This is a genomic window from Ensifer sp. GW101-20A05 (genome assembly GCF_059424735.1).
Genome location: NZ_JBWKZT010000003.1, coordinates 427181 through 446828, shown reverse-complemented (window position 1 = coordinate 446828; position 19648 = coordinate 427181). Strand labels below are relative to the sequence as shown.

15 protein-coding genes are annotated in these 19648 nt (G+C 62.8%); 6 read left to right on the top strand and 9 right to left on the bottom strand.

From position 1 onward, the window contains the following. The first annotated feature begins 268 nt into the window (after positions 1-268). Positions 269-1432 (top strand): class C beta-lactamase, encoded by a 1164-nt coding sequence (gene ampC, locus AC070A_RS11370; RefSeq protein WP_200964154.1) that lies wholly within the window; start codon positions 269-271, stop codon positions 1430-1432. A 194-nt stretch (positions 1433-1626) separates the two neighbouring features. Then, positions 1627-2904, top strand: a complete 1278-nt coding sequence (locus AC070A_RS11365) for an alpha/beta hydrolase (RefSeq protein WP_082615711.1) — start codon at positions 1627-1629, stop codon at positions 2902-2904. 38 nt (positions 2905-2942) lie between these two features. Here AC070A_RS11365 and AC070A_RS11360 read toward each other — a convergent pair whose 3' ends face one another. The 8 genes from AC070A_RS11360 to AC070A_RS11325 form a co-directional block, all read right to left on the bottom strand. After that, positions 2943-3635, bottom strand: coding sequence for a response regulator (locus AC070A_RS11360; protein ID WP_057248087.1), 693 nt, complete (start codon positions 3633-3635; stop codon positions 2943-2945). Beyond that, positions 3632-6328, bottom strand: coding sequence for a DUF4118 domain-containing protein (locus AC070A_RS11355; protein ID WP_057248086.1), 2697 nt, complete (start codon positions 6326-6328; stop codon positions 3632-3634). The genes AC070A_RS11360 and AC070A_RS11355 overlap by 4 nt, the downstream gene beginning before the upstream one ends. After that, entirely contained in the window at positions 6329-6919 is a 591-nt protein-coding gene (kdpC, locus tag AC070A_RS11350; RefSeq protein ID WP_057248085.1) for a potassium-transporting ATPase subunit KdpC, read from the bottom strand. Between the two features lie 2 nt (positions 6920-6921). Then, complete coding sequence (gene kdpB, locus AC070A_RS11345; RefSeq protein ID WP_113479367.1) at positions 6922-9039, bottom strand: potassium-transporting ATPase subunit KdpB; 2118 nt, start codon at positions 9037-9039, stop codon at positions 6922-6924. Between the two features lie 13 nt (positions 9040-9052). Beyond that, entirely contained in the window at positions 9053-10762 is a 1710-nt protein-coding gene (gene kdpA / locus AC070A_RS11340; protein WP_057248083.1) for a potassium-transporting ATPase subunit KdpA, read from the bottom strand. Positions 10763-10783: 21 nt separating this feature from the next. Beyond that, positions 10784-10870: a K(+)-transporting ATPase subunit F gene (gene kdpF / locus AC070A_RS11335; protein WP_057248082.1), complete on the bottom strand. Its 87-nt coding sequence runs from the start codon at positions 10868-10870 to the stop codon at positions 10784-10786. A gap of 326 nt (positions 10871-11196) precedes the next feature. Then, positions 11197-12363, bottom strand: coding sequence for an AI-2E family transporter (locus AC070A_RS11330; protein WP_057248257.1), 1167 nt, complete (start codon positions 12361-12363; stop codon positions 11197-11199). Between the two features lie 187 nt (positions 12364-12550). Beyond that, positions 12551-13774, bottom strand: coding sequence for an MFS transporter (locus AC070A_RS11325; RefSeq protein ID WP_057248080.1), 1224 nt, complete (start codon positions 13772-13774; stop codon positions 12551-12553). 339 nt (positions 13775-14113) lie between these two features. Between AC070A_RS11325 and AC070A_RS11320 the strand changes: the two genes are divergently transcribed. From AC070A_RS11320 to AC070A_RS11305, 4 genes are all read left to right on the top strand, one after another. After that, positions 14114-15814: a long-chain fatty acid--CoA ligase gene (locus tag AC070A_RS11320; protein ID WP_057248079.1), complete on the top strand. Its 1701-nt coding sequence runs from the start codon at positions 14114-14116 to the stop codon at positions 15812-15814. A gap of 140 nt (positions 15815-15954) precedes the next feature. Continuing rightward, complete coding sequence (gene pgi / locus AC070A_RS11315; protein ID WP_057248078.1) at positions 15955-17580, top strand: glucose-6-phosphate isomerase; 1626 nt, start codon at positions 15955-15957, stop codon at positions 17578-17580. A gap of 299 nt (positions 17581-17879) precedes the next feature. After that, positions 17880-18434, top strand: coding sequence for a DUF2975 domain-containing protein (locus tag AC070A_RS11310; RefSeq protein ID WP_057248077.1), 555 nt, complete (start codon positions 17880-17882; stop codon positions 18432-18434). A gap of 3 nt (positions 18435-18437) precedes the next feature. After that, entirely contained in the window at positions 18438-18653 is a 216-nt protein-coding gene (locus AC070A_RS11305; RefSeq protein WP_057248076.1) for a helix-turn-helix domain-containing protein, read from the top strand. A gap of 15 nt (positions 18654-18668) precedes the next feature. Here the strand turns inward: AC070A_RS11305 and AC070A_RS11300 are convergent, their stop codons facing one another. Next, positions 18669-19595 carry a carbohydrate kinase family protein gene (locus AC070A_RS11300; RefSeq protein WP_057248075.1) on the bottom strand — a complete coding sequence of 309 codons (927 nt, stop codon included), beginning with the start codon at positions 19593-19595 and terminating at the stop codon, positions 18669-18671. Positions 19596-19648: the final 53 nt, after the last annotated feature.

The window sequence follows — 19648 nt, the reverse complement described above, 5'->3', positions numbered from 1 at the left end:
ACGTGCGCCGACGGACGAAAAATCCCCTCGCCCTAGATTTATTTGGGTCTCCCGCGAGATATCATCGTTTGTGGCCTAGCGGCGAGCGGGCTAGGTCTGGCTTGCCCGGCACGGGCCTCTTGCTTTCACCTCGCGTATCCACCGCACGGACGAAACGCACATTCAGCGGAACCGACCCGATTATCCGCTGCTGTTTCGGGCAGATGCCCGATCCGGCCAAACCATGGGCATCCCCGCCTTGCAAGAAAGAGCAGACCGAATGGATAGAATGACGACAATCAAATTAGGGCTTACTACTGCAATCCTCTTTTCACTCACCGCGACCGTCTTTGCCGCGGACGGCGAGCAGGCCCGAATTGCCGCCACCGTGGACAAGGCAATCCGACCGATCATGGGCGAATACAAGGTGCCGGGCATGGCGATCGCGGTCACCGTTGACGGCCAGCACTACTTCGTCAACTACGGCGTCGCCTCCAAGGAAACGAAGGCGCCCGTCACCGAAAACACACTGTTCGAGCTGGGCTCGATCAGCAAGACCTTTGCCGGCACGCTCGCATCCTATGCGCAGGTGCTCGGCAAGCTGTCCTTCGACGACCATCCCGGCAAATACATGCCAGATCTCAGCGGCAGCGCGATCGACAAGGCGACCCTGCTCAATCTCGCCACCTATACCGCCGGCGGCCTGCCGTTGCAGTTCCCCGACGAGGTCAAGAGCAACGCTGACATGCTGACTTACTTCAGCAACTGGAAACCGGGCGCCGAACCAGGCAAGGAGCGTCGCTACTCCAACCCGAGCATCGGCCTCTTCGGCCATGCCGCGGGCCTGGCGATGGGCAGCAATTTCGCCACGGCGCTCGAGACCGAGTTGTTTCCGAAGCTCGGCCTCAAGCACAGCTATGTCACCGTGCCCAGAAGCGCGATGGGCAGCTACGCCTGGGGCTACGGCAAGGCAGACAAGCCGATCCGGGTCAACCCGGGCATGTTCGACGCCGAGGCCTACGGCGTGAAATCCTCCGCGGCAGACATGATCCGCTTCGTCGAAGCCAATATCCAGCCGGAGCAGTTCGACGGCCCCGTTCGCAAGGCCCTAGAGGGAACGCATATCGGCTACTTCGATACCGGCAAGATGATCCAGAGCCTCGGCTGGGAGCAGTATCCCTACCCGGTTTCGCTGGAGCGGCTGCTCGACGGCAACTCCGGGACGATGGCCATGGAAGCCAATCCGGCTACGGCATTGAACCCTCCGAAGCGGCCCGATGGCGCGACGCTTTACAACAAGACCGGATCCACCAGCGGCTTCGGCGGCTATGTCGCCTTCGTTCCGGAAAAGAAGATCGGTGTCGTCATGCTGGCGAACCGGAACTTCCCGAATCCGGAGCGCATCAAGGCAGTGCATGCAATTCTGAAGACGCTGGCAACTGCGGCGGAATAGGCGGCCAAGCGTCCATCAAAGGCACCCTCCCCGTGTTGCGGCAGCCCGCAGCACGGGAGAACCTGCGCTCATCAACAACCCAACGGCGAAACCGCAATCCCCAGCCGCTTGCATATTAGCGCCGAGTGTTGTCATCTTCGTTTCGCGAAAGCGCGATCAGATGCGGCCAAGTTCAGGCGTATATGGGGATGCCGATGTTCGAGCGGGTGGGGTTTCAGGGTTCGCTGCAGCACGGATGTGCAAGAGGAGGGCGGACAACCTTCGTCCTGGCGGCTTTGGCATTGCTTGCCGGATGCGGTGGTCATGCCAAGGGCGTGATGGCACCTGTCGCGGTCACCGCTCCCACCCCCGGTACATCGACCGTAGACATGCTTGTCGCAACCACGCGCCAACCGTCCGGCGATCCGGCGACGCTGTTTTCCGGCGAGCGAGACGCCAATACCTTCCTCACCGACGTCGCGGTCTCGATCCCGCCGGACACGGTGCGGAAATCTGGCACCGTGCAATGGCCGCGCAAGCTGCCCCCGGATCCCGCCAAGGAATTCGCCGTCACGCGTGTGCGTGAGCTCCAGACACTCGATGAAGCCAAGTCCTGGTTTCTACAACACGACGTCGGCGGCCACGCCTTCGTCTTCGTCCACGGCTTCAACAACCGCTACGAGGATTCCGTCTACCGCCTTGCCCAGATCGTCCACGACTCGGAGGTCCAGGCAACGCCAGTCCTGTTTACCTGGCCGTCCCGTGCCAATGTGTTCGACTACAATTACGACAAGGAAAGCACGAACTATTCGCGCACGGCACTCGAAGACATTCTGAAAAAGCTCTCGGACGCGCCGAAGGTGAAGGACATCACCATCCTCGCCCATTCGATGGGGACCTGGCTGACGATGGAATCGCTCCGGCAGATGGCCATCCGCGACGGCAACGTGCCGTCGAAGATCGAGAACGTCATTCTCGCCTCGCCGGATATCGATCTCGACGTCTTTGCCAAGCAATTCGTCGAGATGGGCAAGAAGCGGCCGAAGTTCACGATCTTCGTTTCGCAGGACGATCGTGCGCTGGCACTTTCGAGTTTCATTTCCGGTGACGTATCTCGCCTTGGCGCGATCGACCCATCGGCGGAGCCCTACCGTACCCAGCTGGAAAGGGCCGGCATCACCGCCATCGACCTGACCAAGGTCAAGACGGAGGACGGCCTGCATCACGGCAAGTTCGCAGAAAGCCCGCAGATCGTTCAGCTCATCGGCACGCGGCTTGCCACGGGGCAGACGCTCACCGACTCCGACATCTCGGTCGGAACCGGCATTGCCGCGGTTGTTGCCGGCACGGCGAGAAATGTCGGCAATGTCGCTGCGGTCACCGTCTCGGCGCCGGTATCGATCCTCGAAAATCCGCAGCCGACGAAGAAGAAGAGGGTGGTCGTCGGAGATACGCTGTCAAGCGACACGCCGCAGCCCGTGAAGATCAAGTGACGGATCAGCGGCTGCCGCTCTTTGACGGCAGCCCGCCATCAACCGTCGTCGCCGACGAAGCGGTAGCCGACGCCCGGCTCCGTGCGGATGATCTTCGGGTCGGCCGGGTCACGCTCGATCTTGCCGCGCAACTGACCGATGAAGACTCTGAGATAGTGCAGGTCCTCGCCATGCGCGACGCCCCAGACCGAGGTCAGCAGCGTCTTGTGGGTGACGACACGGCCGGCATGGTGCGCCAGCATCACCAAGAGATCATATTCCTTCGGCGTCAGCCGCACCGGCTCGCCATCCTTCGTCACCACGCGCTTGATGGTGTCGATCGATACGCCATCGGCAGAAAGCTGCGTCTGGCCGCCCTCCATCTGGATGCGGTGACGCAGTGCCGTGCGGATGCGGGCGGTCAGCTCGCCGATGCCGAAGGGTTTTTCAATGTAATCGTCGGCGCCAAGGTCGAGCGCGGCGATCTTTTCGCTTTCACGGTCGCGGGCTGACAGGATGATGATCGGCACCTGGGACCAGCCACGCAGGTTTGCGATGACCTCCTTGCCGTCCATATCGGGCAGGCCGAGATCGAGGATGACGAGGTCCGGCGCCGTCGTTGCGGCCGCCTTCAATGCCTCGGCACCGGTCATGGCCTCCAGCACGTCATAGCCGGCAGCGCTCAATGCGGGCTTCAGGAAACGCTGGATCTGCGGTTCGTCGTCGACAACGAGGATACGCTCCACGCTCATGCACTGTCCTTTTCGGAGATTTCGGCCTTGGCGGCAGGAAAGCGCATGGAAATGCGCGTGCCGCGGCGGCGAAGCGCCGGGCTTTCCGCTTTGATCTGCCCGCCCATGGCCTCGACGAAGCCCTTGGCGATCGACAGCCCAAGGCCTGTCCCTGGCGTACGGCCATCCGCCTTGCCGCGGCGGAAGAATTTCTCGAAGACCTGCTCGAGATCCTTCGGCGCAATGCCCCTGCCGAGGTCGGTCACCGACAGCACGATCTCGTTGCCGTCCGAGCGGGCATAGATGCTGATCGGCTCGTCGCCGCCGTATTTGTTGGCGTTGTCGAGCAGGTTGAAAAGCACCTGCCCGAGAAGCACGCTGTCGCCGCGCATCAAAGGCAGGTCCGGCGCGATGCTGGTTTCGATCTCGCGCTCGGGAAAGTACTTGCGGGCACGATCGACGGACGCCCGCACTGCGTCGGCGACGTCGACCCAGTCGCGCTTGGCGTTGACGGTGCCCGCTTCGATGCGGGTCATGTCGAGCAGGTTGGCAACGAAGCGCGTCAGGCGCGCTCCCTCCTCCTCGATCGACTGCAGCAGGTCATCGCGGCTTTCCGGCGGCATGCGGTCGCCGAGTTGGCGCAGGCTGGTGACCGCGCCGGTGATGGTCGCAAGCGGCGTCCGGAGGTCATGGGAGATCGACGACAGGAGGGCCGCACGAAAGCGCTCGCCTTCGAGCTTCGCCGCCTGGTCCAGGCTTTCGCGCGACAGACGCGCCCGGTCGACAGCGATCGCGGTCTGGTCGAGGATCGCCGCCAGCGCGCGCTCCTCGTTGATTTCAAGCGGCTTATCCGCCTGAACGAAGCCGCAGACGCCGACGACACCGTGCGGGCTGGTCAGAGGGCGGAAATGAAACGGGCTGTTGGGCAGGGTGCCCGTACCATTGCCGGCCGGCTCCCTTTTGTCCATCGCCCAGCGCGCCGCCATGATATCGGTGACATCGAGCTCGGTATCCGGCGGCCAGGCAGCCTTCAATTGCAGGTCGCCCTCCTCCGGCAGCAACAGCGCCGAGCTGCGCCTGAGTGTGGTCTGCATCTGCGTCACCGCCGCCCAAAGCACGTCGTCGGCCTTGGCGGTGCCGGAAAGCTTGCGGGAGAAATCGTAGAGCGCCTGGGTCGCTGCGGCGCGCCGGCGGGCGGTCTTCGCCTGTTCGCGCACCCGCGATGCGAGGCTGCCGGCAAGGGCAGCGGCGACCAGGAAGATGACCAGTGCAAAAACCTCGTGCGGCTCGGCAATGGTGAAGGTACCGGTGGGCTTGATGAAGAAGAAGTTGTAGGCGAGCACCGAAAACAGCGAGGCGGCGATCGCCGAGATGTGGCCGGCATAGGTCGCCGAAGCGAGCACTGCTAGCAGATAAAGCAGCGAAATGTTGGGCAGGACGACGAAGTGGCCGAGCAAAAGGCCGACTGCCGTCGACACAGCCACTGACCCGGCGGCGATGCCAACGGCGCGCGCGGTTCCGGGCGGCAGCGTCCTCTTCGCAGCGGACCGTCGCTTGGTTGGCACCGTCTCACGATCGGTGACGAGATGAATGCCGACGCCGGACACGCGCTCGGCCAAGGCGTCGGGAAGCGACTGGCGGAACAGCCGCATCGGAAAGGACTGGCGGCGCGCGCCGATGACGATCTGCGTCGCATGTTCGCGACGCGCAAGCTTCAAGATCTCCTCGACGAAGTCGTTGCCGATGATGCGGCGCGTCTCGGCGCCAAGCTGTTCGGCAAGACGAAAGGTCTCGTCGAGCCGGCGCACATCCTCACCATCGCCGCTCTCACGGTCGGCGCGCTCAATGAAGACGACAATCCAGGGAGCGTTCAATCCCTCTGCCAGCCGGCTTGCGGTGCGGACCACCTTCTCGGAAAGCGCATCGGACCCGATGCAGACGAGCAGGCGCTCGCCGCTCGCCCAAACGCCTTCGATCGCATTCTGCTTGAGGTAGTCGACCATCTGGTCGTCGACCCGGTCGGCCGTGCGCCTGAGCGCCAGTTCGCGCAGTGCCGTCAAGTTGCCGAGGCGAAAGAAGCGATTGACAGCACGCTTGGCGCTGTCGGGCAGATAGACCTTGCCTTCCTTTAGCCGCTCGATCAGTTCGGCCGGCGGCAGATCGACGAGCAGCACCTCGTCGGCGCGCTTCAGCACCGTATCCGGCACCCGCTCGCGCACCGGTACCCCGGCGATCTGCGCGACGATGTCCGAAAGGCTTTCGAGGTGCTGGATATTGAGCGCCGTCCAGACATCGATGCCCGCAGCGATCAGTTCCTCGATGTCCTGATAGCGCTTCGGATGCCGGCATTCAGCCGGGTTGCTGTGAGCGAGTTCGTCAACGACGATGATCTTGGGACGTCGGGCAAGGGCCGCATCCAGGTCGAACTCGGACAGCACGCGGCCGCGATGGTTCACATCGCGGCGCGGCAAGATTTCCAGATCCTCAATGAGCGCGGCGGTCTCGCTGCGCCCATGGGTTTCGACAAGCCCGATGACGATATCGACGCCGTCCTGCTTGAGCCGGCGGGCCCGCGTCAGCATCGCATAGGTTTTGCCGACGCCGGGGGCTGCGCCGAGGAAAACTGTCAGCTTTCCTCGGCGATCCTGCGCGGCAAGGGCAAGCAGTGCGTCTGGGTCCGGGCGACTTTTGGCGTCGCGTTCACTGTCGGGCATTCATCGTCTCAGGCGTGAGATATCAGGTTCGGGCGCATCAAGGGCCAGATTGAGTTCTAGCACATTGACGCGCGGCTCGCCTACGACCCCGAGCAGACGGCCTTCCGTTGCCTTGTCAACCAGCGCGGTAACATCGGCTTCGGTGAGACCGCGCGCCTTGGCAATGCGGGCCACCTGCGCCTGGGCAAAAGCCGGCGTGATATGCGGATCGAGGCCGGAGCCTGACGTCGTCACCGCGTCGGCGGGAATTTCGCCGGCAAGGCCGGCGGTCTTCAGTCGCTCGACGTCGGCGGCGACGCGATCCTTCAGCTTGACCGAGGTCGTGCCAAGGTTGGAGCCACTCGAGGCGCCGGCATTGTAGGCTTCCGGTCCGGTCGCCGATGGGCGCGGCCAGAAATACTTGTCGGAAGTGAAGTTCTGACCGATCAGCTCGGAACCGATCAGGGCACCGTCCTTCTCGATGAGGCTGCCGTTTGCCTGTGCCGGCATCAGCACCTGCGACATGCCGGTGATGGCGAAGGGATAGGCAAGCCCGGTGATGAGCGTCAGGAGCAATGTCATCACGATGGCAGGGCGAAGTTGGTTCAGCATGGTTACACCAGATTGAGTGCGTTGACGGCGAGATCGACGAGCTTGATACCTGCGAAGGGCAACAGGATGCCGCCGAGACCGTAGGCGAGGAGGTTGCGGCGCAAGAGCGCTGCGGCACCGACTGGCCGATACTTGACACCCTTCAGCGCTAGCGGGATCAGCGCGACGATGATCAGCGCGTTGAAGATGACCGCCGAGAGTATCGCCGATTGCGGCGAGCCGAGGTTCATGACGTTGAGTGCGGCGAGCGCCGGATAGGTGGTGATGAACAGCGCCGGGATGATGGCGAAGTACTTCGCCACGTCGTTGGCGATCGAAAAGGTCGTCAGCGAACCGCGGGTCATCAGGAGCTGCTTGCCGATTTCGACGATCTCGATGAGCTTCGTCGGGCTGGAATCGAGGTCCACCATGTTGGCGGCCTCGCGAGCGGCCTGCGTGCCGGTCTGCATGGCAACGCCGACGTCGGCCTGGGCAAGCGCCGGCGCGTCGTTGGTGCCGTCACCGCACATCGCGATGAGGCGGCCGCCGTGCTGTTCCTTGCGGATATAAGCAAGCTTGTCCTCTGGCGTTGCTTCGGCGAGGAAGTCGTCAACACCGGCTTCGGAGGCGATCGCCGCGGCGGTCACCGGGTTGTCGCCGGTCACCATGACGGTGCGGATGCCCATGGCACGAAGGGCGGCGAAACGCTCCTTGATGCCCGGCTTGACGACGTCCTTCAGATGGATGACGCCGAGCAGGCGCGGACCGTCGGCAACGGCAAGCGGCGTGCCGCCGGTGCGCGCCACCTGGTCGACGGCGCGGCGGAATTCGTTCGACACGTTTTCGTCGCGGATGCCGGTGAACTTCAGGATCGAGTCGACGGCGCCCTTGCGCAGCCGGCGGCCGCCAAAGTCGACGCCCGAGAGCCTCGTTTCCGCGGCAAAGGGAATGACAGCGTCGATCCGGGTCGCACCAGCCGGGCTTGTGCCACCGCCAACGGCAAGCGCGACGACTTCACCCTTTCCGGACGCGGGAAGCGAAACGGCAGGCGCCTGGCGGCCGAATTCACCCGTCGCAAGCGCTGCAATCGAACGCCCCTCGGGCGTTTCGTCCGCAAGGCTCGCAAGCAGCGCTGCGTCGGCAAGCTCTGCCTCGGTGACACCCGGCACCGGCATGAAGTCGGCGGCCATGCGGTTGCCAAAGGTGATCGTACCCGTCTTGTCGAGCAGCAGCGTATCGACGTCGCCGGCGGCTTCAACTGCACGGCCAGAGGTGGCGATGACGTTGAAGCGGACCAGACGGTCCATGCCGGCGATGCCGATCGCCGAGAGCAGCCCACCGATGGTGGTCGGGATCAGCGTGACGAGCAGCGCAGACAGCACGGTAACCGACAGCAGAGTGCCGGAATAGCCGGCGAGCCCCCAGAGTGTGACGACGGCCACGAGGAAGATCAGCGTCAGGCCCGAGAGCAGGATCGACAGCGCGATCTCGTTCGGGGTCTTCTGGCGCTGTGCACCCTCGATCAGCGCAATCATGCGGTCGACGAAGGTATTGCCGGGCGCAACGCCGATACGGACCTTGATCCAGTCGGAAAGCACCTGCGTGCCGCCGGTGACGGCCGAACGGTCGCCGCCGGATTCACGAATGACAGGAGCCGATTCACCGGTAATCGCGCTTTCGTTGACGGAAGCGACACCCTCGACGACGTCGCCGTCACCGGGGATCAGTTCCCCGGCTTCGACCAGCACGACGTCGCCGACCTTCAGCGAGGTCGCCGGGATCGTCTGGGTTTCGCGACCCTCGGCCGATACGAGCTTGCGTGCCGTCAGTTCGGATTTGGTGCGCCGCAGACTGTCGGCCTGAGCCTTGCCGCGGCCTTCTGCGACAGCCTCGGCAAAGGTGGCGAAGAGCACGGTGAACCACAGCCAGGCGGCGATCTGCCCGGAGAAGAGCGGGCTTCCGGTGCCGGTCATAAGATCGCGGACAAAGAGGCCAGTGACCACGGCCGCAACCACTTCGGTGACGAAAATCACCGGGTTGCGCACGAGTTGGCGTGGATCGAGCTTGACGAAGGCCGCCTTGACAGCCGGCAGGAGGATTGCCGGATCCAGCAGACTTGGAGCAACTGGTTTGGAAGACATGTGTCGAATTCCTTTAGAAGGTCTGGCCGGCAAGCATGGAAAAATGCTCGACGATGGGACCGAGAGCGAGCGCCGGGAAGAACTGCAGCCCGCCGAGAATGAGGATGATGCCAACGAGCAGGCCGACGAAGAGCGGCGTGTCGGTCGGGAAGGTGCCCTTGGAGGCCGGTACACGGGTCTTGACCGCGATCGAGCCGGCGATCGCCATGACGGGCACCGCATAGGCAAAGCGACCGAGCAGCATGGCGAGACCAAGCGTGGTGTTGTACCAGGGCGTATTGCCGGTAAGGCCACCAAAGGCCGAGCCGTTGTTGCCGGCAGCCGAAGTGAAGGCATAGAGGATTTCCGACAGGCCGTGCGGGCCTGCGGTACCGATGCTTGCGACGGCAAAAGGCAGCATGGCGGAGACGGCGGCAAAGCCGAGGATCGTCACCGGCAGGATGAGGACCGCGAACATCGCGTATTTCATCTCGCGAGATTCGATCTTCTTGCCGAGCAGTTCCGGCGTGCGGCCAACCATCAGGCCGGCGACGAAGACGGCGAGGATGGCAAAGACGACCATGCCGTAGAGACCGGACCCAACGCCACCAGGCAGAACTTCGCCGAGCTGCATCAGGAACATCGGTACAAGACCGCCGATACCGGTGAGCGAGCCGTGCATCCCGTTGACGCCGCCATCCGACAGGCCGGTGGTGACCGCGGCATAGAGCGCCGTCATCGCCTGGCCGAAACGGACTTCCTTGCCTTCCATGTTGCCCTGGGCAGCATCGAGACCGAGTGTCGTCAGGATCGGGTTGCCCTGCGCTTCCGCCCAGTAGACCACCGCGACGCCCGATATCAAAAGGATGCCGGTAACGGCGATGAAGGCCCAGCCCTGGCGACGGTTACCGACCATCTGGCCGAAGGTGTAGACGAGGGCGGCCGAGATCGACAGCATCGCGAAGATGTTGAGGTAATTGGAGAGGGCCGTCGGGTTTTCGAACGGGTGGGCGGCGTTGACGTTGAAGAAGCCGCCACCATTGGTGCCGAGCTGCTTGATCGCCTCCTGGCTCGCGACCGGGCCGAGCGAGATCGTCTGCTTGGCGCCTTCGAGCGTCGTTGCGGTGAGGTCCGCGTGGAAGGTCTGCGGCAGGCCGGTCCAGACCATGGCAAGCGCCATGACGACGGCGATCGGCAACAGCACGTAGAGGGTCGAACGGGTGAGATCGACCCAGAAATTGCCGACGGTTGAGGCGTTCGAGCGGGCAAAGGCGCGGGTCACGGCGAGCGCCATGGCGATGCCGGTCGCCGCCGACACGAAGTTATGCACCGTCAGCCCCGCCATCTGGCTGAAATGGCTGAGCGTGGTTTCGCCGCCGTAGTTCTGCCAGTTGGTGTTGGTGACGAAGCTGACAGCCGTGTTGAAGGCGAGATCGGATGGCATGCCGGCAAAACCCTGCGGGTTCATCGGCAGGTAAGCCTGCAGCCGCAGAATCGCATAGAGAGAAACGAAGCCTGCAAGGCTGAAGGCGAGCATCGACATCGCGTAGGCGAGCCAGCCCTGCTCCTTGTTCGGATCGACGCCGGCGGCGAGATAAAGACCGCGCTCGACAGGACCGAGGACAGGTGAAAAGACGTTGCGTTCACCGGAGAAGACCCGCGCCATGTAAAGCCCCAGCGGCTTGATGACGATCAGGACGGCGATGAAGAGGAGGCTGATCTGCAGCCACCCGATGATAGACATGAGATTTCTCCGCGAAGGGCGTCAGAATCGTTCGGGGCGAACGAGGGTGACGACGAGATAGGCCGCAAGGGCGACGGCGACTGCGAGACCAATCAGGGCTTCGAACATGACGCCCTCCTCAAAGACGGCTCAGCGCGCGCGCATAAAGCGCAAACACGACAAAGCCGCCGATGCCGGCGGCAAGGAAAAGAACATCGGACATGCAAAAATACTCCGGACTATTGAAGTCCGGATCTTGCGTCCGCTCAGGGTCAATTATCGATTGCGATGGTTGGGAGGGGGTGTAAGGAAAAGATAAAGACGCCCGCCGACGACATTCCGAGAGAGGCGGAAAGCGCAGATACGAGGCATCGGATCATCTCGCGTTTCCAATGAAACAGGGAGACGGTCTCACCGGCCGCGCCCAGGCAACCGGCGGCTCAGCCATTGGTGACTCAGCCCTTGATGATGTGGTTGACGGTCGTGTCGGTGGGGGTGGGGGTGGTGACTTCACGCATCCACTCGCGCCAGATGGCAACCAGCAGCGCCATCAGCACCGGGCCGACGAAGAGGCCGAGGAAACCCATGGTCTTCACGCCGCCGACGAGGCCGAAGAAGGTCGGCAGGAAGGGAAGCTTGATCGGCCCGCCGACGAGGCGCGGACGCAGCGTCTTGTCGACGATGAAGAGTTCGGTCGTGCCCCAGGCAAACAGCGCGATGCCGTGAACCGGCGAACCGCTGGCGACGAGATAGACCGAGACCAGCGAGAAGCACAGCGGCGCACCACCAGGAACAAGCGCCATCAGGCCGGTGATGATGCCGAGCGTGACCGGCGACGGAACGCCGGCGAGCCAGTAGGCGACGCCGAGAACTATGCCTTCTCCGATGGCGATGATGCCCATGCCGGTGACTGTGGAGCTGATCGTCATTGGCACGACGCGCGACAAGCGCTCCCAGCGCATCGGGAAGATGCGTTCGCCGAGACGGTCGAGCTGGCCGGAGAAGGACTGGCCATCACGATAGACGAAGAACAGCGTGATCAGCATGAAGAGCAGCGTCAGGAAGGCGTGAAAGGTCGACGCGCCGACGACGAGGACGCCGCGGTAGATGTTGCCGATGTTGGAGCCGCTGACCAACTGGACCAGTTCCCCGAGCGCACCCGGATGACCGACATGCTTGACCCATTGTTCGCCAAGCCAAACGCCGGCAATCGGAATGCTGGTCAGCCAGGCGGGAACCACGGCACCGTTGGCATTGGTCTCGACGGCCCAGACGACCCAGTCGCGCACTTCGTCCACCGCATAGACGGCAGCAAGAGAAATCGGCACGACGATGAAGGAGATGACGCAGACGATGGCGATGGTGGCCGCAAGCGTGCGGTTGCCGTTCACGGCGGCAAGCAGCCGGCGATAGATCGGCCAGCTGGCAAAGCCGATGACGACGGCGGCCAGAACCGGGACGAGGAAACCGTGGAAAAAGTAAACGCCGGCAAGAAGAACGAAGACCAGCATCCAGCGGGCAGCCGTCATCGGTCCAACGAGGGCATGGCGCGAAATCGCGGTGTGCCCGAGAAGCCGTGGCTCCACGGCGAAGTTTTCTCGTTCGCGATTGCCCAATTGCACCAATGATCCTCCGTCTTTCGACGAGCTTACAACAATCCAGAGGCCTTGCCAGCCTTTGCAGCGCCAAGCGCGGCCCTTTGCCCCTGCTTTACGGTAGTTTGAGGGCGATAACTGACGCTAGCGGCGGGACATGACAGAAAAATTTAGGAGGGTTCAAGATCCCCAGGCTTTCTTTCGGCCTGATCGGTCATTCCGCCGCAGGCTTGGCACGCATGCCGGCCGGTTGAGCGCGATCGACAAAGACGGATGCGAGGAAGATGCCGAAGCCGGCAACGCCGAGAACGGCGCCGACGAGGCCTGTGGAGGTCCAGCCATAGCCTGCAGCGATCGAGGCACCGCCGAGCCAGGCGCCAAGCGCGTTGGCGAGATTGAAGGCGGAATGGCTAAGGGCGGCGGCAAGCGTCTGTGCCTCGCCGGCGACATCCATCAGCCGGGTCTGCACGCCCGGCACGACGGCGAAACCGCCGCCGATGAAGAGCACGTTGACGATCGCGATCCACGGATTGCCCATGGTGAAATAGAAAAGCACATAGGCGAAGATGTTGAAGACGATGGCGATGCCGATTGCCGGCAGCAGCGCCCAATCGGCCAGTCGCGCGCCGACGATGTTGCCGAGGATCATGCCGGCGCCGAAGACCGAGAGCATGACCGGCACATTGGCAAGAGAAACACCTGCGACCTCGGTCAGCGCCGGCGTGATGTAGCTGAAGACTGCGAACATGCCGCCGCAGCCGATGGCGCAGATGCCAAGCATCAGCCAGACCTGCAGCTTGCCAAGCGCGCCGAGCTCGCGAAGCGGCGTTGCCTTCGGATTGCCCTTGTCGCGCGGCACGTGGACGAAGGTCAGCGCCACGGTCAAAAGGCTGATGGCGCCGACGATGGCGAAAGCGGACCGCCAGCCGAGCGCCTGGCCGAACCACGCGACAAGCGGCGTGCCGAAGAGGGTTGCGATCGTCAGCCCCATCATCACCCGGCCGACTGCGCGCGCCCGCTGGTTCGGCGCCGCGAGGCCGGCGGCCACCAAGGCGGCCACACCGAAATACGCACCATGCGGCAGGCCGGCGAAGAAGCGCGCGGCGATCAGCGTGTAGAAATCCGGTGCGATCGCGCTTGCAAAATTGCCGACGGCGAAAACCAGCATCAGCGCGAGCAGCACGCGGAAGCGGGAGAAGCGGGCAGCAAGCACCGCGATCAGCGGCGCGCCGACGACGACGCCGAGAGCATAGGCGCTGATCACTGCCCCTGCCCGCGGCACCGAAACGGCGACATCCTCAGCGACCTGCGGCAAGAGACCCATGATCGCGAACTCGCCGGTGCCGATCCCGAAGCCGCCGACTGCAAGCGCCACTTCGGCAGCAGAAACACGGGCACGGCGCGGTTCGACGGCGGAAGAACAAGCTTCGTCACACATGAGCAATGGCCTGCGTCGTCCGGCCCGAGCGGACCGGAGAAGAATCTGGGGGATATGTCGGCGGATGTTGGATCGAACCAACAGGGATATGCTGCAATGCAATACAGTGTTTTGCCCTAGCAGGCAAAGGCTTTGCAGCTCTCGTCATACTTTTTCAAGGGCGCAATCCGCGCCCGTTAACCGTAAGCTCAGTTGACGTTTACGTCAAAGTTATATAATCCCGAATCTCAGCTTGAAGAGGTGTCTCAAAAGCATCATCTTCATCGGCATGAGAAGGTCAGGAGGGATTTTCTCAGGCCGCGAGCAGGCCAGCCTGTGGCGACCAGAGGGAGAGAGGTCATGGTGGAAGTCAGCGCACAACAAACGGGTACCAGCCCAGGCAAGATCTGGCTGAAATCCTATCCACCCGGCATAGCCGCCGAAATCGGCCCCCTGCCCTATAAATCGATCGGCGAATTTTTCGACCACGCCGTCGCCCGCTATTCGACCCGCCCAGCCTTCACCTGCATGGGCAAGACGCTGAGTTTTGCGGACCTCAATGCCGAATCCGCCAAGATCGGTGCCTGGCTGCAATCTCTCGGCCTCGTCAAGGGCGACCGTGTCGCCGTGATGATGCCGAACATCCTGCAGAACCCCGTCATCGTCTACGGCATTCTTAGAGCCGGCTTTACCGTCGTAAACGTCAACCCGCTCTATACGCCGCGCGAGTTGCAGCACCAGCTCGTCGATTCCGGCGCCAAGGCGATCTTCGTTCTGGAAAACTTCGCGCATACGGTGCAGCAGGTGGCCGACAAGACCTCGGTCAAGCACGTCGTCGTCGCAACGATGGGCGACATGCTGGGCCTCAAGGGCGCGATCGTCAATCTCGTGGTCCGTCGCGTCAAGAAGCTGGTTCCCGCCTGGTCGATCCCCGGTCACCTCTCCTTCAAAAACGTGCTCGCCAAGGGCGGCCGAGCCAAGTTGACGAAGCCGAACGTTGTTCCCAGCGACGTCGCCTTCCTGCAGTATACTGGCGGCACCACGGGTGTTTCGAAGGGCGCAACACTCACCCATTCGAACCTGCTCTCCAACATGGCGCAGATGGAGATCTGGTTCCACACGGCGTTCCGCTCACGCGCCCGCCCGGAAAATCTCGTCTTCATGTGCGCGCTGCCGCTCTACCACATCTTCGCGCTGACGGTGAATTCGCTGATGGGCCTTGCCACCGGCGGCAACAACATCCTGATCCCGAACCCGCGCGACATTCCGGGCTTCGTCAAGGAACTCGGCAAGCACAAGACCAATATCTTCCCGGGCCTCAACACGCTGTTCAACGCGCTGATGAACAATGCGGAGTTCCAGAAGCTCGATTTCTCGTCGCTGATGCTGACCTTCGGTGGCGGCATGGCGATCCAGCGTCCGGTCGCCGAACGCTGGAAGCAGATGACCGGTTGCTCGATTGCCGAAGGCTACGGCCTGTCGGAGACTTCGCCGGTAGCAACGGCCAACATCCTCGACGCGACCGAGTTCACCGGCACGATCGGCATGCCGATCCCTTCGACCGAAGTCGAGATCCGCGACGACCTGGGCAACACGCTGCCGATTGGCGAAGTCGGCGAGATCTGCATTCGCGGCCCGCAGGTGATGGCCGGCTACTGGCAGCGGCCGGATGAAACAGCCAAGGCGATCTCGCCGGACGGTTTCTTCCGCTCGGGCGATATCGGCTTCATGAACACGGACGGCCTAGTCAAGATCGTCGACCGCAAGAAGGACATGATCCTCGTTTCCGGCTTCAACGTCTTCCCGAACGAGATCGAGGAAGTAGCGATGACCCATCCGGGCATTCTCGAATGCGCCGCGATCGGCGTTCCCGACGAGCATTCCGGCGAGGCCGTCAAGCTCTTCGTGGTCAAGAAGGATCCGGCGCTGACGGAGGACGACGTGAAGCGCCACTGCGCCGCCAACCTCACCAACTACAAGCGCCCGCGTTACGTCGAATTCCGCACCGAGCTGCCGAAAACCAATGTCGGCAAGATCCTGCGTAAAGACCTGCGCGGCTGAATTAGTCCAAAATTCAAACGATTTAATAAATCCTGAAAACCGCCACTTCGGCGGTTTTGCGGGCTTGATTTGAGCGGCTTAAAGCGAATAGCTACGCAGGCGATTGTCCGACACCCCTGTCCGACACAAGGAGCCCTGCGATGAAAGCGCTTGTCGACCAACTCAAAGCAACCGCCTCTGAGACCAACGCAACCGATATCCGCGCTGCCTTCGCCAGCGACGCCGAACGCTTCCAGCGCTTCAGCACCACGCTCGGCGACCTGCTGCTCGACTATTCGAAATGCGCCGTCAATGACAGGGTGCTTGACGGCCTCGAAGCGCTAGCCAAGGCGGCCAAGGTCGAGGAGAAGCGGGACGCCATGTTCCGCGGCGACATCATCAACATCACCGAGGAGCGTGCCGTGCTGCACACGGCGCTGCGCAACCGCGGCAACCGCGCGATCCTCGTCGACGGCAAGGACGTGATGCCCGACGTCAACGGCGTGCTCGACGCCATGGGCGCCTTTGCCGACGGCATCCGCTCGGGCGCGCTGAAAGGCGCCACCGGCAAGAAGATCACCGATGTCATCAACATCGGCATCGGCGGCTCCGACCTTGGCCCGGTCATGGCGACGCTGGCTCTCGCGCCCTTCCATGACGGCCCGCGCCTTCACTTTGTCTCCAACATCGACGGCGCCCACATCGCCGACACGCTGAAGCTCGTCGATCCGGAAACCTCGCTCTTTATCATCGCCTCGAAGACCTTCACGACGATCGAGACGATGACCAATGCCGCGACCGCCCGCGCCTTCATCGCCGACAAGCTCGGCGAGGTCGCCGTCGGCCACCACTTCGCTGCCGTCTCGACGGCGCTCGACAAGGTCGCCGCCTTCGGCATCGACCAGGCCCGCGTCTTCGGTTTCTGGGATTGGGTCGGCGGCCGCTACTCGATCTGGTCCGCGATCGGCCTGCCGCTGATGATCGCCATCGGCAAGGAGAATTTCGGGCGCTTCCTCGATGGCGGCCATGCCATCGACGAGCATTTCCGCACCGCCCCGATCCGCAAGAACATTCCCGTCCTGCTCGGCCTTCTCGGCTTCTATAACCGCAACGTGCTCGGCTACCCGTCGCGCGCGATCCTGCCCTATGACCAGCGTCTGTCGCGCTTCCCTGCCTATCTGCAACAGCTCGACATGGAATCGAACGGCAAGGCGGTAACGCTCGACAGCACCCCTGTGGAGTATTCAACCGGCCCGGTCGTCTGGGGCGAACCCGGCACCAATGGCCAGCACGCCTTCTACCAGCTCATCCACCAGGGCACGGACATCATCCCGGCCGAGTTCATGATCGCGGCAAACGGCCATGAAAAGAACCTGCGCCACCAGCACGAACTGCTGATTGCCAATTGCCTGGCGCAATCCGAGGCGCTGATGAAGGGGCGTACCCTGGCTGAGGCCAAGGCGCAGCTCACCGCCAAGGGCATGGCCGACGTCAAGGCTGACAAGATCGCGCCGCACCGCGTCTTCACCGGCAACCGCCCGTCGCTGACGATCGTTTACGACCAGCTCGACCCGTTCGCGCTCGGCCGTCTGATCGCGCTCTACGAGCACCGCGTCTTTGTCGAAGGCGCGCTCTTCAACATCAACTCCTTCGACCAGTGGGGCGTCGAACTCGGCAAGGAGCTGGCAACCGGCCTGCTTCCTGTTGTCGAAGGTAAGGAAAGCGCTGCCGGCCACGATTCTTCAACCGCAGGTCTGGTCGCAGCGTTGCTGAAGGCCGCTCGCTGAGGAGCATCCCCAAGCGGTTCCATCCTGAACCGCATCGCGTCAAACGATAAGGCCCGAAGCGCAGATCGCGCCTCGGGCCTTATCATATAGCGCAGGCCGGCAGCACCGTGGCGCCCGCCGGTTTCAGCACCTGCATCAGATCGAGATTCTGATAGGACCGGAAGATAGTATTCAACAGCAGGAAAAGGCAGGGATTTTTGAGAAATCGAAGAGGCATGGCACGACACCAAAATCACAATTGACGAGAATTACTTATTGTTTTACGATAAAAACACAAGCCAAACGATAAGGGAATTTTTATGACGGAAACCGCCGAGAGGCTGCGCAAGCTCAGTCGCTTCATGAAGCTCATGGTGGTGTTGAGCGGCGCACTGTTTTGCTCGGCAGTCGTCTATGCGCATTGGCAGATTTTCTTTGACAGGCAGGGCTTCGAGCAGGGCATTCGCGACGTCGTCTTTCCCCGCGTGGAGGTAATCACCCTTTCCTACCGCGCCATCGCCACCGTCATTTTCCTGACCGCGATCAACAATGCGCTCGTCATCGCCGGCCTCGCCTTCGCGTGGCAGCTGTTCGACGGCTTCCAGCGCGGCGAGATTCTCACCAGCCGCAATGGCGTGCTGTTGCGGCGCGTGGGGCTGACGGCGCTTGCGGGAGCACTATGCATGACGATCAGCAATGGCATCGGCATCCTGGCTGTCACCTACGACAACCCGGGCACCACGGGACATGCGGTGGTCTTCGATATCAGTGGCGGCGCTATCATCGTGCTGCTGATGGCGGGGCTCGTCGTCGGTCTCGGCCACGTCCTGGTCATCGCGTCGGGGGTCGAGGCGGAGAACAGGAGCTTCGTCTAGCGGATGCCGATCGTCGTCAATCTCGATGTGATGCTGGCGAAGCGCAAGGTCCGCTCACGCGATCTCGCCGAGCAGGTGGGGATCACCGAGCAGAACATCTCGCTGTTGAAATCGGGAAAAGTGAAAGGCGTGCGCTTCGATACGCTGGAGAAGATCTGCGCCGTGCTGGAATGCCAGCCGGGCGATATCCTGGAATACCGCCCGGAACAGGAAGAGTAGGCCAGAGAAAATGACTCAGAGGCCGATTTCGTGCTTCCACGGCGGGTTCGCGCCGGCGCGCGAGACGGTGACCGCGGCGGCCTTGGCGGCGAGCGCCAGCGCGTTGCGAACGGCAGTTTCGCTGAGATCGGCGACATCGGCCTTGGTCAGGAGACCGCCGAGCTTGAGGGATGCCAGCACGCCGGCATCGAACGTGTCGCCGGCGCCGACAGTGTCGACCACCGTGACCTTCTCGCCCGCAACTTCGACCTTGTGGCGCGCCGTGTAGCCGACGGCGCCATCGGCGCCCTTGGTGATCAGCACCAGCTTCGGTCCGCGCTTCAGCCATTCGGCGGCAAGGTCGTCGTGGCTGCCTTCCATGCCGAACCAGGCAAGATCTTCGTCGGAGAACTTGATGATATCCGACATCGCCGCCATGCGGTTCATGCGGGCGAGATGTGCCTCGCGGTCCCGGATGAAGCCGGGCCGGATGTTCGGATCGAAGGAGATGACCCGCTTCTCGTGCTCGCGCGTCATCAAGGCTTCATAGGTCGAGCCGCAGGGCTCGGGGATCAGGCTGATCGCACCGAAATGCAGCGCCTCGCAGAAATCGCCAAGCGCCGGCAGGTGCTCTGACGTGATCATCCGGCCTGCCGTGTTTTCATCAAAGAAGGCGTAGCTTGCATGGCCATTGACGAGCTTAACGAAGGCAAGCGTCGTATGCAGCGAAAGCGTCGCGCACGGACCGAAATCGACATTCGCCGCCTTCAGCGTTTCGCGCAGGATATCGCCGAACATGTCGTCGGAGAGGCCCGTGAAGAAACCGGTCTGGATGCCAAGGCGCCCGAGCGCGATTGCCGTGTTGAAGATCGCTCCGCCGGCATAGGGCGCAAACGCGCTCTCGCCCGCGGCCGTGTCCCGCGGCAGCATGTCGATCAGCGCTTCTCCGCAACATACGATCATCGGCTCTTCCTCCTCGATGGACTTCAATCGATTTAAAAACGAAAACTCAGGAG

What these genes read in the sequence shown, in the direction of transcription:
- AC070A_RS11365 (WP_082615711.1), top strand. Translation starts at nt 1,627, where the DNA reads ATGTTCGAGCGGGTGGGGTTTCAGGGTTCGCTGCAGCACGGATGTGCA.
- ampC (WP_200964154.1), top strand. Translation starts at nt 269, where the DNA reads ATGACGACAATCAAATTAGGGCTTACTACTGCAATCCTCTTTTCACTC.
- AC070A_RS11360 (WP_057248087.1), bottom strand. Translation starts at nt 3,635, where the DNA reads ATGAGCGTGGAGCGTATCCTCGTTGTCGACGACGAACCGCAGATCCAG.
- kdpA (WP_057248083.1), bottom strand. Translation starts at nt 10,762, where the DNA reads ATGTCTATCATCGGGTGGCTGCAGATCAGCCTCCTCTTCATCGCCGTC.
- kdpF (WP_057248082.1), bottom strand. Translation starts at nt 10,870, where the DNA reads ATGTTCGAAGCCCTGATTGGTCTCGCAGTCGCCGTCGCCCTTGCGGCC.
- AC070A_RS11310 (WP_057248077.1), top strand. Translation starts at nt 17,880, where the DNA reads ATGACGGAAACCGCCGAGAGGCTGCGCAAGCTCAGTCGCTTCATGAAG.
- AC070A_RS11305 (WP_057248076.1), top strand. Translation starts at nt 18,438, where the DNA reads ATGCCGATCGTCGTCAATCTCGATGTGATGCTGGCGAAGCGCAAGGTC.
- AC070A_RS11320 (WP_057248079.1), top strand. Translation starts at nt 14,114, where the DNA reads ATGGTGGAAGTCAGCGCACAACAAACGGGTACCAGCCCAGGCAAGATC.
- AC070A_RS11355 (WP_057248086.1), bottom strand. Translation starts at nt 6,328, where the DNA reads ATGCCCGACAGTGAACGCGACGCCAAAAGTCGCCCGGACCCAGACGCA.
- kdpB (WP_113479367.1), bottom strand. Translation starts at nt 9,039, where the DNA reads ATGTCTTCCAAACCAGTTGCTCCAAGTCTGCTGGATCCGGCAATCCTC.
- AC070A_RS11325 (WP_057248080.1), bottom strand. Translation starts at nt 13,774, where the DNA reads ATGTGTGACGAAGCTTGTTCTTCCGCCGTCGAACCGCGCCGTGCCCGT.
- kdpC (WP_057248085.1), bottom strand. Translation starts at nt 6,919, where the DNA reads ATGCTGAACCAACTTCGCCCTGCCATCGTGATGACATTGCTCCTGACG.
- AC070A_RS11300 (WP_057248075.1), bottom strand. Translation starts at nt 19,595, where the DNA reads ATGATCGTATGTTGCGGAGAAGCGCTGATCGACATGCTGCCGCGGGAC.
- pgi (WP_057248078.1), top strand. Translation starts at nt 15,955, where the DNA reads ATGAAAGCGCTTGTCGACCAACTCAAAGCAACCGCCTCTGAGACCAAC.